The sequence below is a fragment of the Flagellimonas sp. genome (assembly GCF_965601775.1).
Lineage (GTDB): Bacteria > Bacteroidota > Bacteroidia > Flavobacteriales > Flavobacteriaceae > Flagellimonas.
Genome location: NZ_OZ271837.1, coordinates 2,366,221 through 2,384,127 on the forward strand (window position 1 = coordinate 2,366,221; position 17,907 = coordinate 2,384,127).

At 40.0% G+C, this 17,907-nt stretch carries 16 protein-coding genes; 4 read left to right on the forward strand and 12 right to left on the reverse strand.

Annotated features, from left to right (window positions below; genetic code table 11):
• Positions 1-2: 2 nt before the first annotated feature.
• The 3 genes from ACSLUF_RS10875 to ACSLUF_RS10885 form a co-directional block, all read right to left on the reverse strand.
• The gene (locus ACSLUF_RS10875) at positions 3-3,452 is read right to left on the reverse strand and encodes a 4Fe-4S binding protein (protein WP_435622809.1); all 3,450 of its coding nucleotides are present in this window, start codon (positions 3,450-3,452) and stop codon (positions 3-5) included.
• 85 nt (positions 3,453-3,537) lie between these two features.
• Positions 3,538-4,092, reverse strand: a complete 555-nt coding sequence (locus ACSLUF_RS10880) for an OsmC family protein (RefSeq protein ID WP_435622810.1) — start codon at positions 4,090-4,092, stop codon at positions 3,538-3,540.
• A 174-nt stretch (positions 4,093-4,266) separates the two neighbouring features.
• Positions 4,267-6,117 (reverse strand): sigma 54-interacting transcriptional regulator, encoded by a 1,851-nt coding sequence (locus ACSLUF_RS10885; RefSeq protein ID WP_435622811.1) that lies wholly within the window; start codon positions 6,115-6,117, stop codon positions 4,267-4,269.
• A gap of 167 nt (positions 6,118-6,284) precedes the next feature.
• Here ACSLUF_RS10885 and ACSLUF_RS10890 point away from each other — a divergent pair, with 167 nt between their 5' ends.
• Together ACSLUF_RS10890 and ACSLUF_RS10895 are read left to right on the forward strand one after the other, a co-directional pair.
• On the forward strand, positions 6,285-7,226 hold the full coding sequence (locus ACSLUF_RS10890) for a LysR substrate-binding domain-containing protein (protein WP_435622812.1): 942 nt from the start codon (positions 6,285-6,287) through the stop codon (positions 7,224-7,226).
• A 360-nt stretch (positions 7,227-7,586) separates the two neighbouring features.
• Positions 7,587-8,876, forward strand: coding sequence for a D-alanyl-D-alanine carboxypeptidase (locus ACSLUF_RS10895; RefSeq protein ID WP_435622813.1), 1,290 nt, complete (start codon positions 7,587-7,589; stop codon positions 8,874-8,876).
• On the opposite strand, the gene ACSLUF_RS10900 is transcribed toward ACSLUF_RS10895, so the two are convergent.
• The 6 genes from ACSLUF_RS10900 to ACSLUF_RS10925 all read right to left on the reverse strand — a co-directional run bounded on the left by ACSLUF_RS10900 (position 8,845) and on the right by ACSLUF_RS10925 (position 12,576).
• Positions 8,845-9,372 carry a peptide-methionine (S)-S-oxide reductase gene (locus ACSLUF_RS10900; RefSeq protein WP_435622814.1) on the reverse strand — a complete coding sequence of 176 codons (528 nt, stop codon included), beginning with the start codon at positions 9,370-9,372 and terminating at the stop codon, positions 8,845-8,847. The two genes, ACSLUF_RS10895 and ACSLUF_RS10900, sit on opposite strands and share 32 nt — an antisense overlap.
• 501 nt (positions 9,373-9,873) lie before the next feature.
• Positions 9,874-10,452: a GDP-mannose pyrophosphatase NudK gene (gene nudK, locus ACSLUF_RS10905; RefSeq protein ID WP_435622815.1), complete on the reverse strand. Its 579-nt coding sequence runs from the start codon at positions 10,450-10,452 to the stop codon at positions 9,874-9,876.
• A complete protein-coding gene (locus tag ACSLUF_RS10910; RefSeq protein ID WP_435622816.1) occupies positions 10,445-10,807 on the reverse strand; it encodes a DUF4406 domain-containing protein in 363 nt (120 codons plus the stop codon). The genes nudK and ACSLUF_RS10910 overlap by 8 nt, the downstream gene beginning before the upstream one ends.
• Before the next feature lie 54 nt (positions 10,808-10,861).
• A complete protein-coding gene (locus ACSLUF_RS10915; RefSeq protein WP_435622817.1) occupies positions 10,862-11,497 on the reverse strand; it encodes a Crp/Fnr family transcriptional regulator in 636 nt (211 codons plus the stop codon).
• Between the two features lie 10 nt (positions 11,498-11,507).
• Positions 11,508-12,161 carry a DUF2461 domain-containing protein gene (locus ACSLUF_RS10920; RefSeq protein ID WP_435622818.1) on the reverse strand — a complete coding sequence of 218 codons (654 nt, stop codon included), beginning with the start codon at positions 12,159-12,161 and terminating at the stop codon, positions 11,508-11,510.
• A gap of 52 nt (positions 12,162-12,213) precedes the next feature.
• Positions 12,214-12,576 carry a four helix bundle protein gene (locus tag ACSLUF_RS10925; RefSeq protein ID WP_435622819.1) on the reverse strand — a complete coding sequence of 121 codons (363 nt, stop codon included), beginning with the start codon at positions 12,574-12,576 and terminating at the stop codon, positions 12,214-12,216.
• A 237-nt stretch (positions 12,577-12,813) separates the two neighbouring features.
• Between ACSLUF_RS10925 and ACSLUF_RS10930 the strand changes: the two genes are divergently transcribed.
• Positions 12,814-15,216 carry a cadherin domain-containing protein gene (locus tag ACSLUF_RS10930; protein ID WP_435622820.1) on the forward strand — a complete coding sequence of 801 codons (2,403 nt, stop codon included), beginning with the start codon at positions 12,814-12,816 and terminating at the stop codon, positions 15,214-15,216.
• Between the two features lie 84 nt (positions 15,217-15,300).
• Here ACSLUF_RS10930 and ACSLUF_RS10935 read toward each other — a convergent pair whose 3' ends face one another.
• The 3 genes from ACSLUF_RS10935 to ACSLUF_RS10945 form a co-directional block, all read right to left on the reverse strand.
• Positions 15,301-16,098, reverse strand: coding sequence for a TIGR00266 family protein (locus tag ACSLUF_RS10935; protein WP_435622821.1), 798 nt, complete (start codon positions 16,096-16,098; stop codon positions 15,301-15,303).
• Positions 16,099-16,233: 135 nt separating this feature from the next.
• Positions 16,234-16,563, reverse strand: a complete 330-nt coding sequence (locus tag ACSLUF_RS10940) for a YegP family protein (RefSeq protein WP_435622822.1) — start codon at positions 16,561-16,563, stop codon at positions 16,234-16,236.
• A gap of 141 nt (positions 16,564-16,704) precedes the next feature.
• Positions 16,705-17,160: a DUF4442 domain-containing protein gene (locus tag ACSLUF_RS10945; protein WP_435622823.1), complete on the reverse strand. Its 456-nt coding sequence runs from the start codon at positions 17,158-17,160 to the stop codon at positions 16,705-16,707.
• Between the two features lie 170 nt (positions 17,161-17,330).
• Between ACSLUF_RS10945 and ACSLUF_RS10950 the strand changes: the two genes are divergently transcribed.
• Positions 17,331-17,813 carry a DUF4870 domain-containing protein gene (locus ACSLUF_RS10950; RefSeq protein ID WP_435622824.1) on the forward strand — a complete coding sequence of 161 codons (483 nt, stop codon included), beginning with the start codon at positions 17,331-17,333 and terminating at the stop codon, positions 17,811-17,813.
• Positions 17,814-17,907 lie beyond the last annotated feature (94 nt).

Below are 17,907 nucleotides of genomic sequence, written 5' to 3' on the forward strand. Positions count from 1 at the left end.
CCTTAAATCGTATGTTCCTGTAAGGTGTCCATTTTCATGGATTCCAGCATCTTATATTTTGCAAATCTTTGGTTGACCTGATTTTGCGCTTGGGCGGTTATTCTTTCAAAAGTTTCAAAATCACATTCAAAAAGTCCTTCAAATCGTTTTTCCATGCTCAAGTATTCCGAAATGGGCAATGTGGGAGCTTCAGAATCCAATTGCAGCTCATTTAATCCTTTCCCCTTTCTTTCTGGGTCATTTCGATACAGCAACCACTGCCCTGATTCCACAGCCGCCTTTTGATATTTTGAAGGTTGTTTCATATCGATACCATGTGCAGGACTATGGCAATAGGCTATAATCAAAGAGGGGCCATCATGCTTTTCTGCTTCAATAAAAGCCTGCAAGGTTTGCTCTTGATTTGCTCCGATTGCCACAGAGGCCACATAAACATCTTCATAGTTCATGGCCATTAGGCCTAAATCCTTTTTCTGCTTGGTTTTACCCTTGGCTGCAAACTTCGCGGATGCACCCAAAGGTGTGGCTTTGGACATTTGTCCCCCAGTATTGGAATACACCTCATTGTCCAAAACCAGAATGTTTACATTTTTACCAGAGGCTAGAACATGGTCTAATCCACCATATCCAATATCATAGGCCCAGCCATCACCGCCTACTATCCAAACACACTTTTTCACCAAGCAATCCAAATTCTCCTTAAGGAGTTTTGTCTCAGTCGTGTTTAGTTTTTCCAGTACTTTTCTTAATTCTTCAATTCGAGTTCTTTGTTGGGCTATTTCTGATTCGGTTTCCTGTTTTGCATTCAAAATGTCTTGTACCAAAGCTTTGTCTAGGTAAGTTTCCATCTTTTGAAGCAAATTTCTTGACTGAAATTCTTGTTGATCCAAAGACAACCGAAACCCTAGGCCAAACTCGGCATTATCTTCAAATAAAGAATTTGACCAAGCTGGACCTCTACCCTCCTTATTTTTGGACCATGGCGTTGTAGGCAGGGCTCCTCCAAAAATGGAACTGGCTCCCGTGGCATTAGCAACAATAGTTCGGTCACCGAATAATTGCGAAATCAGTTTAAGATAGGGTGCCTCGCCACAGCCATCTACTCCCATGGCATATTTAAAAAATGGTTCCTGCAGTTGTTGCCGACTAATTTCGGAAACATCTATTTTGGTTCTATCAAATTCTGGAATGGTTTCAAAAAAGTCCCAGTTTTCCTTTTCTTTTTCGATTTCTGCCTTGTTTTTTGAAGTGTACAACGCTTTTACTGGGCATGCATCTACACAGTTGTTGCAAGAAGTACATTGGTTAGGATTTACTTTTACCGTATAGTTCAGTAAATCAAATCCTTCAATATCCTCAACAAACTCCATAGACTGGAACCCCTCTGGAGATTGTTCCAAATGTCCTGGCCCATATGCCTTAATGCGAAGTGCACCTTGTGGACAGGCCATACTGCATGCGCCGCACTGGGTGCATAAATCAGTATCCCAAATCGGTAGTTCGGTAACTTCTACCCTTTGATTGTAAATGGACGTATTGGTTTCAAATGTCCCATCTACTGGCAACGCGCTTACTGGAATTTCATTCCCTTTCTGAGCCAACAATTGACCCAAAAGGGTTTTAGAAAATGAATCACCCGCTAATTCTGAGCTTTTTGAGATCTTATTTGAAGTATCTACCTTTTTAAGACCTTTTCTCAAACATTCCAAAGCAGGGTTACCGAAAAATCTGTGGGTCAACATCAAATGACAGGCATGAAGTGAAGAAATAACATTCCCGCTAATATGCACCTCTTTAATTGTAGAATTTGAATTCCACACATACAGCTGTATTTCTTTTTCCTGAATGCATTTTTGGACATCAGATGACAATGCATTCCAAAATGCTATTGGATTTAAATCGGATTGCACTAGGAGCTTTCCCGATACTTTGGTGTTTTCTAGAACGGAATCCCCTTGAACAAAGTCAATGGAATCGCAAACCACCACATCAGCATTGGAAATCAAATAAGGAGCATTAATGATCGTTGTTCCAATTCTAATGTGGGATACATTCCGGGCATTCGACTTTCTATAGTCGATTTCCATATAGCCTTGGAGATGGTTTTTAGAGTCGTCCCCCAAGAGCTTTAAAAACTGATTGTAACAATAGTTGGTGTTACAGCTCTTTGCTTCATAAATCAGCAGCTGTTCGCAGTTTTGATTGATTTCCAACTCCTTTTCGATAGGCAGACTTGTCTTAGTAATATCATCCTTTATCCCAATGGTAAATCCATTTTTAGGGGCATCCAATTTTAGATTTTCCACAATGGCATGTACCATATTAGGGGTAAACTCTTTGGAGCTCAGTCCATAACGCCCACCCACAACATTTGGCATTTTTTCAAATTTCTCCCTTGCCTGAAAAAGGGATTGTAGCACATCCAAGTACAAAGGCTCACCAGATGAACCGGGTTCTTTGGTACGGTCTAAAACGGCTATGCTTTTGCAGGTCTTTGGAATGCTATGAATCAAATGTTCTGAACTGAAGGGTCTAAAAAGACGAACTTTAATTAGCCCAACTCGTGCTCCATCTTCATTCAGTTTTTGTATCGTCTTCTCGATAGTTTCTGTAGCAGAGGCCATTGCCACAATTAGTAGTTCTGCCTCTGGATGGCCCACATAATCGAAAAGTCTGTATTGTCTACCCGTTAAAGCGTAAAATTTGTCCATTTCGGTTTGAACAATTGCTGGGCATGCTTTATAGAATGGATTTACAGCTTCCCGACTCTGAAAAAACACATCAGGTCCCTGCGAAGTTCCACGAATTACAGGATTATTTGGATTCAGTGCTCTATTTCTGTGAGCGGTGATTTGTTTTAAATCGACCATGGTGTCAATGACCTGGTCTGAAATCATTTCAACGGTTTGAGATTCATGTGAAGTTCGGAATCCATCAAAAAAATGTACAAAAGGTACTCTGGATGCCAAGGAAGCGGTCTGCGAAATCAAAGCCATATCCATAGCTTCTTGAACTGAACATGATCCTAAAAAGGCATATCCTGTATTTCTAGCTGCCATAATATCACTGTGATCTCCAAAAACAGATAATGCATGGGTGGCCAAAGAACGTGTAGCTACATGTATTACGTTCGGGGTTAACTCTGCAGCGATTTTGTACATGTTGGGTATCATCAACAAAAGACCTTGTGAGGCCGTAAAAGTGGTTGCCAATGCTCCGGTTTGTAATGCTCCGTGCATGGCTCCTGCGACACCTCCCTCGCTTTGCATTTCAAAAACGGAAGGAACATCGCCAAAAATATTTTTGTGTTGTTCAGCACTCCACGCTTCCACCAATTCTGACATTTCTGAAGCGGGTGTAATGGGATAAATGGCACAAACCTCATTGGTTTTATAGGCCATATGAGCTACTGCCTGGTTACCATTCAATATTTGTGGATGCTGAGGGTTCATTTATAGAACGTTAAGGATTAGGTTGGTTAAAAGTGAACTTAGAAATTAAATAAGCCGCCCTTTGAAAGGGCGGCTTATCGTAATCTTACTTTTCAAACTCGATGGTAACTGGAGTTGGGTTGGTAAGCATGTCAAATACAGGAGAGAATTGTGATAAAGCTCTTAATTGCTCTTCAGAAGCATCAGACTTTACCTTGAATTTTACATTGATTCCGTTAAATCCCTTTCTTACCTCAGGATCTAAACCTAGGAAACCGTGTAAATCACATCCACCTTCCAAAGTAGATTCCATTCCTTCAATTTCGATTCCGTTAGCGGCAGCGTGGTAAACCATGGCTCCGGTAAGACATGAACCAAGAGCGTGCAATACAGTTTCGGCTGGATTTGGTGCTTCATCTTTTCCTAGAAGAACCTCTACATGGTCGGCCTCCATCGTAAAAGCTTCCTTACTTCTTTCTGTGTGCTCTTGACCTACTCCGTAGTAATCTTTAATACTGGTAACACAGTGTCCCCCATCAATCCAGTTAGTTTTAGCACGAAACTCGAATTTTGCCAAAGAAGGATCTTCTTGAACATGATTGATAGTGTCTACCAATTGATCTACGTTTACTCCGTTTTTAATGTTTGCTGTTGTAATCATTTTTTTAGTTTTTTAAAAGATTATTTATTGTTTGCCAGTATAGTTGCATCCAGCGTGCCAAAAAACATAATAAACTGATATTCAATTAATTATGTTAAAATATATATTAAAAAGAAGTAACGATAAATCGTGAATTAACGAAATATCGTGAGTGTATTTATGAAATTTCGTGAATTACACCGGGCGTACGATACCCAGTGCCTTAATTTTTGAAGTAAGCGTGGTAGGCTTCATTTGTAGTAGCGCTGCAGCCCCATTTTCTCCTGAAATTTTCCAGTTTGTATGGCGTAACGCTTTAAGGATATTCTCTTTTTCAAGTGTTACCAATTCCTCCGATGTCAAAATTCGAATGGAATCTGCAGCTTTTTGATTTGTTTCCTTTAAAGATGTATTTGGAATTATGGCTTGCCAATTTACTCGACCTTGGCGCGAAACGATAAGGGCTCGCTCAATTAAATTTTGAAGTTCCCGAACATTACCCGGCCAATTATAGTCCTTAAAAAGTTTTTTATCCTCATCGTTCAGGGGCTCAATGTCCTTGTTCATCTTATTGGCCAGCTGTTCCACCATGTTGTTGGCAATTAAATGGACATCATCACCTCTATCCCTTAATGCAGGAACGACTATAGGAAATACATTCAATCTATAATATAGGTCTTCCCTAAACTTTCCGGTTTTGGAAAATTCCAATAAGTTTCTATGGGTTGCGGCTATGATTCGCACATCTACTTTAATGGTGTCTGAACTTCCCACGGGATCAAATTCCCCTTCTTGTATCACTCGGAGCAGTTTGGGTTGAAGGTCCAAAGGCATCTCCCCTATTTCATCCAAAAAAATAGTGCCACCATCTGCTAGAAGAAACCTTCCTTTTCTGCTCACGGTAGCCCCAGTAAAAGCACCTTTTTCATGGCCGAACAATTCACTTTCAATCAAATTTGCTGGAATTGCTCCACAGTTGATGCGAATTAGCGGTTTGTCATTTCGGGTACTAGCATTGTGAATAGCCCGGGCCACCAATTCTTTACCTGTTCCGGTTTCACCTTGAATGAGTACCGTTGCTTCGGTAGCTGCCACCTGTTCTACCAAATCAAGCACCTTGACCATGATAGGGTCTTGCGCAATGATTCCATAATTATGGGTTAGTTGTTTGATTTCTTCCTGAAGATATTGCGTTTGGCTGGTAAGGGAACTTATTTTCCTTTCGGCCAAAACCTTATCCTCGATATTTCTAAGAATCAAAGTGAAAAAGCGTTCCTCTCCCCTTCCATATGTGCTAATCGTGCCTTCATTCAAGGTTTCCGTCTCGTCGGAACCAATAACCTTTACCGCTGAAGGCAAGTAGGTGTCCATTCCTTTATCCTCTCCTTGCAAATAAGATTGGACCAGAGACTCGAGCATAGATGCACTTGTTTCATCCAAAAAGAAAAGTAGGTTTCTTTGAATAACATCGTCATTTTCCAAAATGCCATTTGCCGAAGCATTGGTCAAAACAATCTTAAAAGCACTATCGAACATGATGATTGCATCCATAGCGCCATCAATAAGTCCAGACATTTTAGAATTGGATAGTTCAATTTCCTTTTTGGAAACCGACAAACGCTCTTGAATAATATCCAATTCACGATGCCTTTTTATCAATACCGATAATACCCCTTTAGTAAAGCCTCTATCAGATGCAATTAGGTTGACAAAATCCTCTGGCCGAATTTTCAGGAGGGAAGTTTCTTCGAGAGCAGTCACAGATGCTGACCTAGGTTCCTCGTCAATTAGGGCGTATTCCCCAAAACAATCCGTTGGAGACAGGGTGCCATAGACATGGTTTTGGTCATGTACTTTTACAGTGCCTTGCAAAATCACATACATGCCATCGCCAATATCTCCCTTTTCAATAATGCAGTCTCTTTTTCCGAAATTCTCAATTTGGGCGTCCTGGCACAGTTGTGCCAATGAGGCTTTATCCACTTCCGAGAAAAAAGAGACTCTTTTAAGAAAATCAACTAATTCATTGATATCGGTATTGGCCATTACCTTTTTTGGTGGTTACAGAACTAAATATAAAGATTTGGAAATTAATTAGGCACCCGGTCTCATTTCGTAATAACCATGGAAACCTTAGGGCAAATGTTATTTTTTGTTTAACAATAGGTATAACTGATGGTTTTTTATATTTTTATATTCAAAACTTATAGTTAATGACCATAACCCAATTACAATATGTCCTTGCTGTTGCGGAGCACCGGAATTTCACTCAAGCTGCGGAAAAAAGCTTTGTAACCCAACCTACCCTAAGTATGCAGGTGCAAAAACTTGAGGATGAACTGGACGTGCTCATTTTCGACCGAAGTAAAAAGCCCATTTCCATTACTGAAGTAGGCAAAAAAATAATAGACCAGGCCAAAAACATAGTTGCGGAAGCAGAACGCATCAAGGATATTGTGGACCAAGACAAGGGTTTTATAGGTGGAGACTATACTTTGGGCATTATTCCCACGGTAATGCCCACCCTGCTCCCCATGTTTCTGAACACCTTTATCAAGAAATACCCCAAGGTAAATCTGATTATTAAGGAGCAGTCCACGGACACCTTAATACGAAATATTCTAGATGGTCATTTAGATGCTGCTATTGCAGCAACTCCCCTGGAAATTGAATTTATAAAGGAGCGTCCGCTTTATTATGAACCTTTTGTGGGCTATGTTCCCAAAAACCATCGACTTTCCGGTAAAGAAACCCTAAACACAGAGGATTTGGATGTTTCCGATATTCTCTTGTTGCAGGATGGGCACTGCTTTAGGGATGGAGTCATCAATCTTTGCAAATCCCCGAGAAACCTGCAAGAAGAACGGTTTCAAATTGAAAGTGGCAGTTTTGAAACTTTGGTGAGCTTGGCTGAAGAAGGTATGGGAATGACTTTGTTGCCCTATTTGAATACCTTGGAACTTGATGCGGTAAAAAAGGACAGACTAAAACAATTCGCCAAACCGAATCCTGCCCGGGAAATTAGCTTGATATATCATAAAAGTGAACTAAAAATTCAGATTACAGATGCTCTGCGGGATGTCATATCTGGAATTGTCCGAGGTGCCATTCGATTTCAAGATGTAAAAATCATAAGCCCCTTGGCTAGCGCCTAATTGGCATAAAGAAAAATGAAAAGAGCCGCTTTAAGCGGCTCTTTTTAGTTGTGTTTTATAAGTAGTAATGTGGGTTGTAATTCTGGCTTGTCTGAAATAAAATGTTGTAACCAGATTTTTAACTCTTCAATTTCATTAGGCAATAACCTAGAAACCGCTTTTTTCAATTCTTTTGCAAAGAGTTTCGCATCAAAACTAACCTTTTGTAGGACTGTTTTGGTGTAATCTAACATAGCTCTGGGCATGGAAAATCGCTTATTTAATTAAATGGTTGTTTGATAAAATTAAGAAAAAAGCCACTTTTTAAGCAAACAACACAGTTAAAAATTGAATAAATTCGTGTTAAACATTAAACAAAAGTTGAAATTATCATTCTGGCAAAAGCTACGTAAGCTATTGTTTTTACAGGTCCTTTGGGCGATTTTGCTTTTCACCGGTTGCTCCTCTTCCCGTTTATCGAATTTTTCTTCGGTATCTCAAAAACATCCTTTTACAACCTCCTTTCATGGGCTAGTGGTTATGGATGCGAACTCGGGTAAGACTTTGCATAACACGAATGGAAATAAGTACTTTATCCCAGCAAGTAATGTCAAAATCTTCACCCTCTTTGCTTCCAAAAAATTACTTCCGCAAAAGGCACCAGCTTTAGAATACATTTTAAAAAATGATACAACATATGTAAAGGGAACCGGTTATCCTGGTACCTTTCACCCCTATTTTGAGGATAGCACTGCAATTTCCTTCCTGAAAGAGCACAAAAACGTTTCACTTTTTCTTTCTCAGGAGGAAATATCGAGGTATGGCCCTGGTTGGGCTTGGGAGGATTTTGATACCTATTTCTCTCCTGAAAACAATGATTTTCCATTATACGGAAATGTGCTAACCGCATATCCTGGAAATGAAAAAAGAATTGTGCCCGCTATTTTCAAAGACAGTATCTTTTTTCAGGACAATCCATTTCGAAGGGAAGAACGTTCCAATCAATTCCACATTGACCCAGTCAGCAAAGACACTATTGGCATTCCTTTTATTACCTCTAAAAATCTGACCCAGAAGATGCTAGAGAATGTTTTAAGTAAAAAAGTGGGATTGACCAAAGAATTTCCCGCAGGGAAAAAGCAAATATTAATGGGACTTGAAACGGATTCCATCATCAAAAGAATGATGTACGTAAGTGATAATTTCTTGGCCGAACAGCTGCTGTTGATGAGTTCTGGGACACTTTCAGATACTTTAAGTACAAAAAAAGTTATCACACACATCCTTGAGAACGAATTAAGTGATTTGAATCACCAACCTAGATGGGTAGATGGCTCAGGACTTTCGCGCTATAATTTGTTTACACCCGAATCCATGGTTCATGTTCTGCACAGAATGTATCAGGAAATTTCGCATGAGGAATTATTTCCGCTATTTCCTGCTTGGGACGGTAATGGAACTATTGAGGAATGGAACCAACCCGGAGAAACCAGATATGTTTTCGCCAAATCGGGGGGAATGGGAAACACCTATAACCTCAGCGGTTATTTAAAGACAAAATCGGGTAAAATCCTAATTTTTAGTAGTATGAACAACCATTATCGAGTACCCAGTTCAACGGTAAGAAAGGAAATCGAGCTTATTTTGGAATCTCTTCGTGAGAAATACTAGCTTCCACTTTTTTGATATCCGTAAACTTACCATACTTTTTTAATAACAAGGAAAGCTTGGGGGTAATATAGGTAGTACAAAATGGTTTATTGGAATCCGTATAGTAATAGTTGTGGAACTGTTCCTCGGAAGGCTTAAACCTTTCAAAATGAGACACTCGAGTAATTAGCTTTTCATCGAATACAACATTTAACTCATCCAATATTTTGTTTGATTTTTCAAAATCGGCAGAGTTGAAGGCGTAAACAGCAGAACGGTATTTACCACGCATGGAGTGATTTGAAGTACTCTTATGGGTATACAAATGAATCTCTATTAGTTCCTTCAACGAAATTTTAGAGCTGTTGTATGAAACAATAACTGCTTCAGAAAATATGGATTCCTCTTTGGAGCTGATAAATCCCTGTTCCACCTGAATTACATCCTTCAACGATAAAAAAACTGCCTCGGTGCACCAATGACACCCTCCTCCCAATCCAATTTTTTTGATTTCCATTTTCATTCTGCCTATTGCAAGGTACCCACAAAAAAGATAGAACCGAGAAAATCTCCCGGTTCCATCAAACAAAACAACTTAAAAAGCACGACAACTAAATCGCAACGCAACCTTGAGCATTGGTATCTAGTAGGTTACCGGATTCTTCAACCGATAAACCTATAGATTCCCAGTTGTGTAACCCTACTAGAGCATTTGGCAACTGAGTTAACCAAAACTCTCTTGATCCAACTGGAAAATACAGCTATAGCAGTTGCTATAATTTTGTACGCTGAATACTTAGCTTTCTTACGCCGAGTTTTAAAAGGAAAAAATGAAGTAAAACAAGGTGTTTGTAAATAATTATAAATCAAATAGTTATGTAGTCGTGATTTATTTATTTGATAGAAATGTTATAAAAATATGATATTTCCAAGCAGACTTTGGATATCAGACATCAGACATCAGACATCAGATATAAGATATCAGAACTTTAGACTTTGGACCTTTAGCTTTGGACCTTCAAGAAAAAAGTCCATTCAACTTGGCGTATTGCAGTAACATAATAGTCTTGGCATCACGGATTTCTCCTGTAACCATCATCTGCCATGCTTGAGTAAAAGGAAGTTCCAGCACTTCAATATTCTCAGTTTCATCCTCAGCGCCACCACCTTCACTCACTTTCATATGGTCTTCATACTCCCCAATAAAAAAGTGTAAAATCTCGGTTACGGAACCTGGTGACATATAGGATTCAAATACTTTCTGGACCTTGTCTATTTGATAACCGGTCTCCTCTTCCACTTCCATTTTAATGGTTTCTTCGGCATTGCCCTTTTCCAAGATTCCAGCACAGGCTTCAATCATCATTCCGTCGGTATTCCCATTCAAATAGGTGGGCATTCGAAATTGACGGGTAAGCACCACGGTTTGCTTTTTGGTATTATACAGCAGGATTACCGCCCCATTGCCCCTATCGTAAGCCTCACGGATTTGGGTTTCCCATTGCCCATCTTTCCTTTGATACTCAAAGGTTACCTTGTTCAGCGAGTACCAATTATCTGAAAGCAATTCTTTTCGAATATTCCGCACTTTACCCATTTGCTTCAGGTATTTCGTCCAAGTCGTAATAAATTTTCAATCCTAGTTCCCTTGCAACCTCAACATCTTGGTCTGCACCCTTGGATGCTCCTTCAATACGAAGAATAGCATCGCACTTAGTCAGCAGCCTATGGGCCGTGGGATATTGCAGTTCTTGAAACACTGCATCCCCTATTTCTTTAGAGCCCGCCAATTTCATCAATGGATTTGCCACCCATTCACCAATCATGGGTACATGTCCTTTTCGAAAAATAGGTAGTGCCATCGCCTCCAGGTTATCCATATTTTGCTGAATCAAAACCGGGTCATTCCCCGTTCCACTTCGATACGGACCGGCAATCATAATTAGCATCATCGCTTTCGTTTTACCAAAGAAACAAATTTGTTTGCGGTAAACTCTTAAGATAGTTTAAGACCCTATCCTGTTTTTGACCGTGCTTAAAAATTCTGGGGTCACCCCCAAATAGGAGGCTATTTGTTTTTGGCTGACCTTTTTCACGATTTTCGGATATTTTTCCAAAAAACGGAGATATCTTTCTTCCACGGGACAGGAAATGGCATCTAAAACTCGCTGTTGCTCGCGCACATAAGCTCTTTGATACAAAATTCTGAAGTACTTCTCCATTTTAGGTAAGGTAAAGAGCATTTTCTCAAGAGCTTCTGAATCAATTTCAAAGAGCAAACTGTCATCCAAAGTTTCTAGGGAAATACTGGCTGCTTGTTCATTCAAGAAAGCCCCCATATCGGTAATCCACCAATCTTCCACAGCAAACATTATAGTTGATTCCTTGCCTTCTAAATTGGTATGAAAAGCCCTTACACTGCCTTGCTGCACAAAATAAAATCTTCTGCATAGGTTCCCTTGTTGCAAAAAAAGTGTCTTTCTAGGCCGACGGGTAACATTGAAAAAACCTAATACCAAATTTTCCTCATCAGCACCGAGGTCTACGTGTTTTCGAATATTTGAAAACAACAGATTTTTTGAAGACTTATCTGGAAAATCATTTTTTATGCCATCATCCATAGCGGGTGGAAATAATAACATTTATTGGAAATTATAAAAAGACGGCCTGATTCAAGTATCGCCTAAAAGGTAGCATTTCCAAGTATACCTCCTTTATTTTCTCCTTAAAATCAGGTTGAAGCACCTCTGCTTGGTCCAATTCATGGACGACGGCAAAAGTTTTGTTCTTGAGTAATTCGATATGGGGATGTTCTTTGGTAAATCCCTTGGGAGGATTTCTTAGTCTTTCGTCTTCGTAAAGTTCACCGAATAGTTCTTTAAACTTTGGCTTATCCAAAATGGCTTGAAATTCTTCTCCGTCGTAGTCGATCCCATCACGAATGCTTCGCAACACTTTAGGTTCTGGTCTCCAAAAGCCTCCAGCCAAAAGGCATTGCTTTACGCCTACCTCAATATAAAAATCAGCAGAACCGGGTGCCTTGTCTAATCCAGCTCCAAAATGGTCCTTATAAATGGGTTTATGGGGATGGAACATAAGGTTGTTGTTGATTCTATTTATCCCCTTTTTACCCGGAGTGGGGTAATAATCCTCATCCAATTGGGCCATGGTATAATCCAAATCGTCCAACCAGAGAATAAAATCTTTCCGAAGGGAGGTATACCATTTTCGATTGGCATCCATCCATTCTTTGGTGTTGTTTTGCTGTAATTGTTCTAGGAAGTCGAAGAGCTCTTTAAAGTTCATGTTTTTGAATGCTCGATGTTTGGTGTTTGGTGTTTGGTGTTTGGTGATGAAGTTATAGTTTATTTCTAAAAGCAATAATCATATTCATCAACTTAAAACAATCATCATACAGTGCTGAAAAACTAGTAGATGAGATATATTTTCTATGATTGGCTGTGTGCAAACAGGTAACTACCTCGGCCAATGACCTAGCAGAATATCCCAAAAACCTCCGGAATTCGGGCTTAGATTGTACTATGGAACCTTCTGAGATATTTAATGCCACAGAATCAACCGCCCGACATATTTGAGAGGTCAAGTTAAATCTTTCTTTGTCAGGAAAGTTATCGGCTATTCCGACCACCGCTTCGCCAAGTTTCATGGCATCCTTCCATATATGCAACTTCTCAAATTTGAATTTGGGTAGGCCTTCCATAAGCAGATAAAGATTTGGAAAGCAAACATACAATATTCGTAGCTGAGCCTCTAGCATCTAGCACCAGACCCCAGACATCGATCATCAGACCTCAGACTTCGGGCATCAAACTTCAGACATCCGACATCCGACACCCAACTCCCCAACCATCAACTCAAACACCCAATTCATCAATTGCCTACTCCGCTGTAAATCAATTCGTAGCATCTTGAAGTTTTAACTATAAACGCTTAAAAAATGAGCTGCAAAAAGATTTTTCATTGTGTACTTTTCCTATTGATTGTCATGTCCTGCGGCAAGGACGATGAACCTTCCCTTCCCCCTGAACCTGAAAACAATGCCCCTACCATGGAGGCCCAAACCCTGTCCGCAGCAGAGGATGTGGCCCCAGGCAGCAAGATTGGGGACATCAGTGCATCTGATGAAGATGGAGATGCGCTTTCCTTTGCCCTGAGTGGCGATTCACCATTTGTACTTTCGTCAGATGGCAGTCTAAGCTTGGCCGAAAACCAAAACTTGGACTTTGAGGCCGCAACAACCTATGCGCTGAGCGTTACCGTGAAAGATACCGAAAATGCAACGGCCTCAGCCACGGTGACTGTTAATGTGACCAATGTAAATGAGCCTCCAGTTTTTGAAAAAGAGTCCTTTGAATTTATGCCAGACGAGGATATTCTACCTAATACACCTTTAGGTGCAGTAACCGCCACCGACCCTGAAAATGATGAAATTGAGTTCAGTATCAGTGCGAATGACAATGATCTCTTTACTATTGATCCCGCTACTGGAACCATTAGCCTGGCCGAGAATAAGACCTTGGATTTTGATACCGTACCTGAACATACCATTACCGTGACCGCCGATGACAAAAAAGGGGAAACAGCAGTCGTCAATGTAGGTATTGGATTGATTAATGTCAATGAATCTCCTGTATTTGGCCAAGAAGCTTACAATTTCGAAGTGAGCGAAGGCACTCCCGAAGATTCTTTTGGTTCTGTAAGTGCGGAGGACCCCGACGGCGATTCTGTAATCTACGAGATTATTGTAAATCCCTATGATTTGTTTGTGATCAACCCCGAAACTGGGGGCCTAAGTTTGGCCGAAGGCCAGAGTTTGGACTTTGAGGCCTTTGAGGGTGCAGAACCAGTGTATACTCTGACCGTACAGGCAAGCGACAGTGAAAACATGCCTCAAAAGGAGGTGACCATCACCGTATTGGACGTCAACGAAGCTCCTGTATTGACAGGCCCTACTAGTTTCAATGTCAATGAGAACATTCCGGATACTGAAGTTTTTGCTACGCTTACGGCAGAAGACCCGGAAGGAACCAATGTAACCCTAACACTTACTGACGATGCCGAAGGTGTTTTTGAAATGACAGGGGAAGGAAATATCAGTCTAGTCAATGGACAGCTATTAGATTTTGAACAACAACCCAACTCCTACGAGATAATTGTGCGGACAAGCGATGGTACAAATGAATCAGACCATATAATTGGAATACAAGTCCAGAATGTGAATGAAACTCCTGTGGTGGAAGACCAACAGATAGACATTGAAGTAGTGGAATCCATTAATCATGTAGTAAATATTGCTCAAATCGTAGCATCAGACCCTGATGGTGATGAAACCCTAAGTTTCGATATTTTGGGCAACAACACATTATTTGAGGTTGATGGTAACGGAATTGTAAGCCTCATTGATGGCCAAAACTTGGATTTTGAAATGATGCCTAACCTAGGGGTCACGATTCAGGTAAGTGATGGTGAGTTTGAACTACAAACCCAGATAAATCTAACCATAACTGATTCTTTTGCCGATGAACTTACACCTTATGTTACTACTTGGCGAACTACAAATCCTAATGAAGAAATCAGAATTCCTACTACAATCGGCCTTGATACTTACGATTTTATGATAGACTGGGGGGACGGTACTTTGGAAGCTATTAGTTTTATAGGAAATGATATTGTTCCCCATGTGTTTGAAAATCCAGGAACCTATACCGTAGCAATAATCGGTGATTTTCCAAGGAGTGAAGCAGCCAGTCTCAATAATGCATTCTCCGAGAAACTAATGAGTATCGAACAATGGGGGAATATCGAATGGTCAAGTCTTGTGACAGGTTTTCAGGAATGTGTGAACATGGAATATCACGCGACCGATACACCCAATTTAATAAACGTGCAAAATATTGATAATCTATTCTTCGAAGCTCGTTCTTTTAATGGAGATTTGAGTAACTGGGAAACTGAAAACATAACATCAATGAACAATGTATTTAGAGGTGCGGATGTGTTTGAGGGAAACGGACTAAGTACTTGGAACACTGAGAGTGTAGATAGCATGAACGGAATGTTCCGTTTTGCATCTTCCTTCGACCAGAATTTAGGAAATTGGAATATCCAAAATATTACTTCGATGGAGGTGCTGTTCTCAGCATCAGGAATGTCTCCCGAAAATTATTCACAAACTTTGATTGGTTGGGCTGCTCAAGCCCCAAATATCCAAAACGGCGTAATCCTCGATGCTTCGGGTATCGAATACTGTAATACTCCAGAGGTATTGGCCGCTAGGGATATCTTGGAAAACACGTATGGATGGATCATTACCGATGCTGGACCAGTCGATTGCAATTGATATAGAAAAGCAAGTATTTTGGTTTTAAATTGATTTTGATTTAAAGCACCGTCGGTCTTGACCTATGGTGCTTTTTTATGTTTGTTAGAAACCATTATCCCCCATGACCATATCGCCTAGGCCACCCAAAATACTTCCTTCCCCTTTATCTTTTCCACCTCTTGGGACAGCAGCCAAAACTCTTCCAGCCAGTCTGCTAAAGGGTAAGGATTGCACATATACCGTTCCTGGTCCTCGTAGGGTTGCGAAAAAGAGTCCTTCACCCCCGAAAATAGTATTCTTGATGCCTCCTACAAATTCGATATCGTAATTCACGGTTTGGTCAAAACCTACAATACAACCGGTATCTACCTTGAGTACTTCGCCGGGAGCTAGTTCTTTTCGCGCCAAGGTGCCTCCTGCATGTACAAAGGCCAAACCATCGCCCTCCAACTTTTGCATGATAAAGCCTTCACCTCCAAACAGGCCGCGGCCCAATTTCTTCGAGAATTCAATCCCGACAGAAACACCTTTGGCCGCACAAAGAAAAGCATCTTTCTGGCAAATAAACTTACCGCCTATTTCAGATAAATCTATGGGAACTATTTTTCCGGGATAGGGAGAAGCAAAGCTTACTTGCTTTTTTCCTTGGCCCACATTCAAAAAGGCCGTCATAAACAAACTTTCCCCTGTGAGCAAACGTTTACCCGCTGAGAACAATTTGCCCAATACTCCAGAATCTTGACCGGAACCATCTCCAAAAATGGTATCCATTTTAATGTCGGTGTCCATCATCATAAAGCTTCCCGCTTCGGCTACCACTGCTTCTTGGGGGTCGAGTTCAATCTCGACATATTGCATTTCTTCCCCATAAATTTCATAGTCTATTTCGTGTGCGTTCATTTTTTGATTTTTAAGATTCGATATATTGGTGAGCTAATTCGATATTTTGTTACAGTCTTATTGGCTTGCGACACCCCTAAAATAAAAAAACAGCCCTTTGGGCTGCTCTTTTATCTTTTCGGAGTGAATTACATTTTAAGAGTTATCCACTACGTCAGCATCAGGAGCGTTTTTCTTAACAGAGGCTATTCCGTTTTCCATGGCGTCATTTGAAGAATACATTTCACTCTTTCCAATAATTTGACCATTGGTAGCCGTAAGCGTAAAGAAAGGGCTTCCATCTTTAGCCGTCTTGCGATCAAAACGCGCATCGTCCTGTGAATTCTTTTTTACAGACTCAATACCATTTTTACATCCATCCTTGCTCTCATAGCTTTGACTGGTCAATATTACTTGCCCATTACCTGCTTTAAGATTGAACATGGTTTTACCTGAGCTTCCTGTTTTAATTTCGAATTTTCCCATTTTGGTGTTTAATTTCTAATTAGTGTATAGTTAATGCTGAAATTACTAAAAAAATGGGTTTTCTTATGCTTTGTTCGCTGAAACCCACCATTTTGTTTCTTTTTTTAAGACACACTTGTTTTTAAAAGGTCACAAGCCAAACTATTTTTTTAGCCGGATAGTCCATTCAAAGTTAAAAGTTGAAACCTCAATACCCTCTTCATTAACGCCTACCGATTTCATCCAAAATTTCTGGCCTTCTCCGGTTTCGATGGTTTTTTGGATGGCATCCGCAATCAAATGACCGTCCTCGCAGGTGAAGGTAATACGACCTGTTGCTTTCTTTCCAAAATAGGCGTTGTTATTTTGAACCAACATGGATATTTTCCGTCCACTTTGTTGAATTTGGTCGATGACCATAGCACCCGTGCTCAGCTCCGCAGCCATGCCTTGAACCGCCCAAAACATACTTTTAAAAGGATTTTGATTCACCCATTTATGCTTTACCGTGGTAACGGCTTTTTTCTCATCAAGATATTTAAGTCGAACCCCGCACCACCATGCTGATGGCAATTTAAAAAAAGTAAACGTATTGAATTTACTGGGAGTCGCAGCCATATCTTAATTGTTTGAAGGCTAAAAATAGGGAAAATAATTCGAGATATAAATGTTAATAATATGTTAATTTATAGTACTTTGTTTTGCATAGTACCATCTTTTGGATATATATTTGCATCGTAAGCTAATGGGTAAACCCATATAATTGTTAAAAATCATCAATCAAAAACATGGCAGCTACATTAACCAAACATGAGAGAAATTTGTCGGCAATCATACATGCCTCCACTTTTTCGAAGTACTTTATTCCTTTCGGCAACTTCATATTTCCATTGATTTTATGGACGGCCAATAAGAAAGAATATGAATTTGTGGACTATAACGGAAAGCAGGCCCTTAACTTTCAAATTAGCATGTTGTTGTACTCCGTAGTGGTAAGCTTAATCACCATACCATTCTTTATCGGATTTCTGCCTGACCTTTTCGATTGGAATTTTTTAGGAATTCATCGCCTAAGTGATCTCAATAATCTAAACATCCATATCAGCAGTGACGACTTCAGATTTGGACGCTTGTTTTGGCCCGCAGGTATTTCGGGTTTATTGCATGTAGGTTTGGTTATCATTAATGTGGTATATACCATATTGGCAACCATTAGAACCAATGAAGGGCAAACGTTTAAATATCCGTTGACCATTAAATTCATCAAATAAGTATATAAAGGAGTTTATTTATCAATCAAAAAACGAATCATCAATTAAATCATCATCAATCAACAACAAATTGAATCATCAATTAAAAAACGAA

Bases quoted from the DNA above. Each gene is read 5' to 3' on its own strand.
- ACSLUF_RS10875 (WP_435622809.1), bottom strand. From the start codon at position 3,452: ATGAACCCTCAGCATCCACAAATATTGAATGGTAACCAGGCAGTAGCT.
- ACSLUF_RS10880 (WP_435622810.1), bottom strand. From the start codon at position 4,092: ATGATTACAACAGCAAACATTAAAAACGGAGTAAACGTAGATCAATTG.
- ACSLUF_RS10885 (WP_435622811.1), bottom strand. From the start codon at position 6,117: ATGGCCAATACCGATATCAATGAATTAGTTGATTTTCTTAAAAGAGTC.
- ACSLUF_RS10890 (WP_435622812.1), top strand. From the start codon at position 6,285: ATGACCATAACCCAATTACAATATGTCCTTGCTGTTGCGGAGCACCGG.
- ACSLUF_RS10900 (WP_435622814.1), bottom strand. From the start codon at position 9,372: ATGGAAATCAAAAAAATTGGATTGGGAGGAGGGTGTCATTGGTGCACC.
- nudK (WP_435622815.1), bottom strand. From the start codon at position 10,452: ATGGGTAAAGTGCGGAATATTCGAAAAGAATTGCTTTCAGATAATTGG.
- ACSLUF_RS10910 (WP_435622816.1), bottom strand. From the start codon at position 10,807: ATGATGCTAATTATGATTGCCGGTCCGTATCGAAGTGGAACGGGGAAT.
- ACSLUF_RS10915 (WP_435622817.1), bottom strand. From the start codon at position 11,497: ATGTTATTATTTCCACCCGCTATGGATGATGGCATAAAAAATGATTTT.
- ACSLUF_RS10920 (WP_435622818.1), bottom strand. From the start codon at position 12,161: ATGAACTTTAAAGAGCTCTTCGACTTCCTAGAACAATTACAGCAAAAC.
- ACSLUF_RS10925 (WP_435622819.1), bottom strand. From the start codon at position 12,576: ATGGAAGGCCTACCCAAATTCAAATTTGAGAAGTTGCATATATGGAAG.
- ACSLUF_RS10930 (WP_435622820.1), top strand. From the start codon at position 12,814: ATGAGCTGCAAAAAGATTTTTCATTGTGTACTTTTCCTATTGATTGTC.
- ACSLUF_RS10935 (WP_435622821.1), bottom strand. From the start codon at position 16,098: ATGAACGCACACGAAATAGACTATGAAATTTATGGGGAAGAAATGCAA.
- ACSLUF_RS10940 (WP_435622822.1), bottom strand. From the start codon at position 16,563: ATGGGAAAATTCGAAATTAAAACAGGAAGCTCAGGTAAAACCATGTTC.
- ACSLUF_RS10945 (WP_435622823.1), bottom strand. From the start codon at position 17,160: ATGGCTGCGACTCCCAGTAAATTCAATACGTTTACTTTTTTTAAATTG.
- ACSLUF_RS10950 (WP_435622824.1), top strand. From the start codon at position 17,331: ATGGCAGCTACATTAACCAAACATGAGAGAAATTTGTCGGCAATCATA.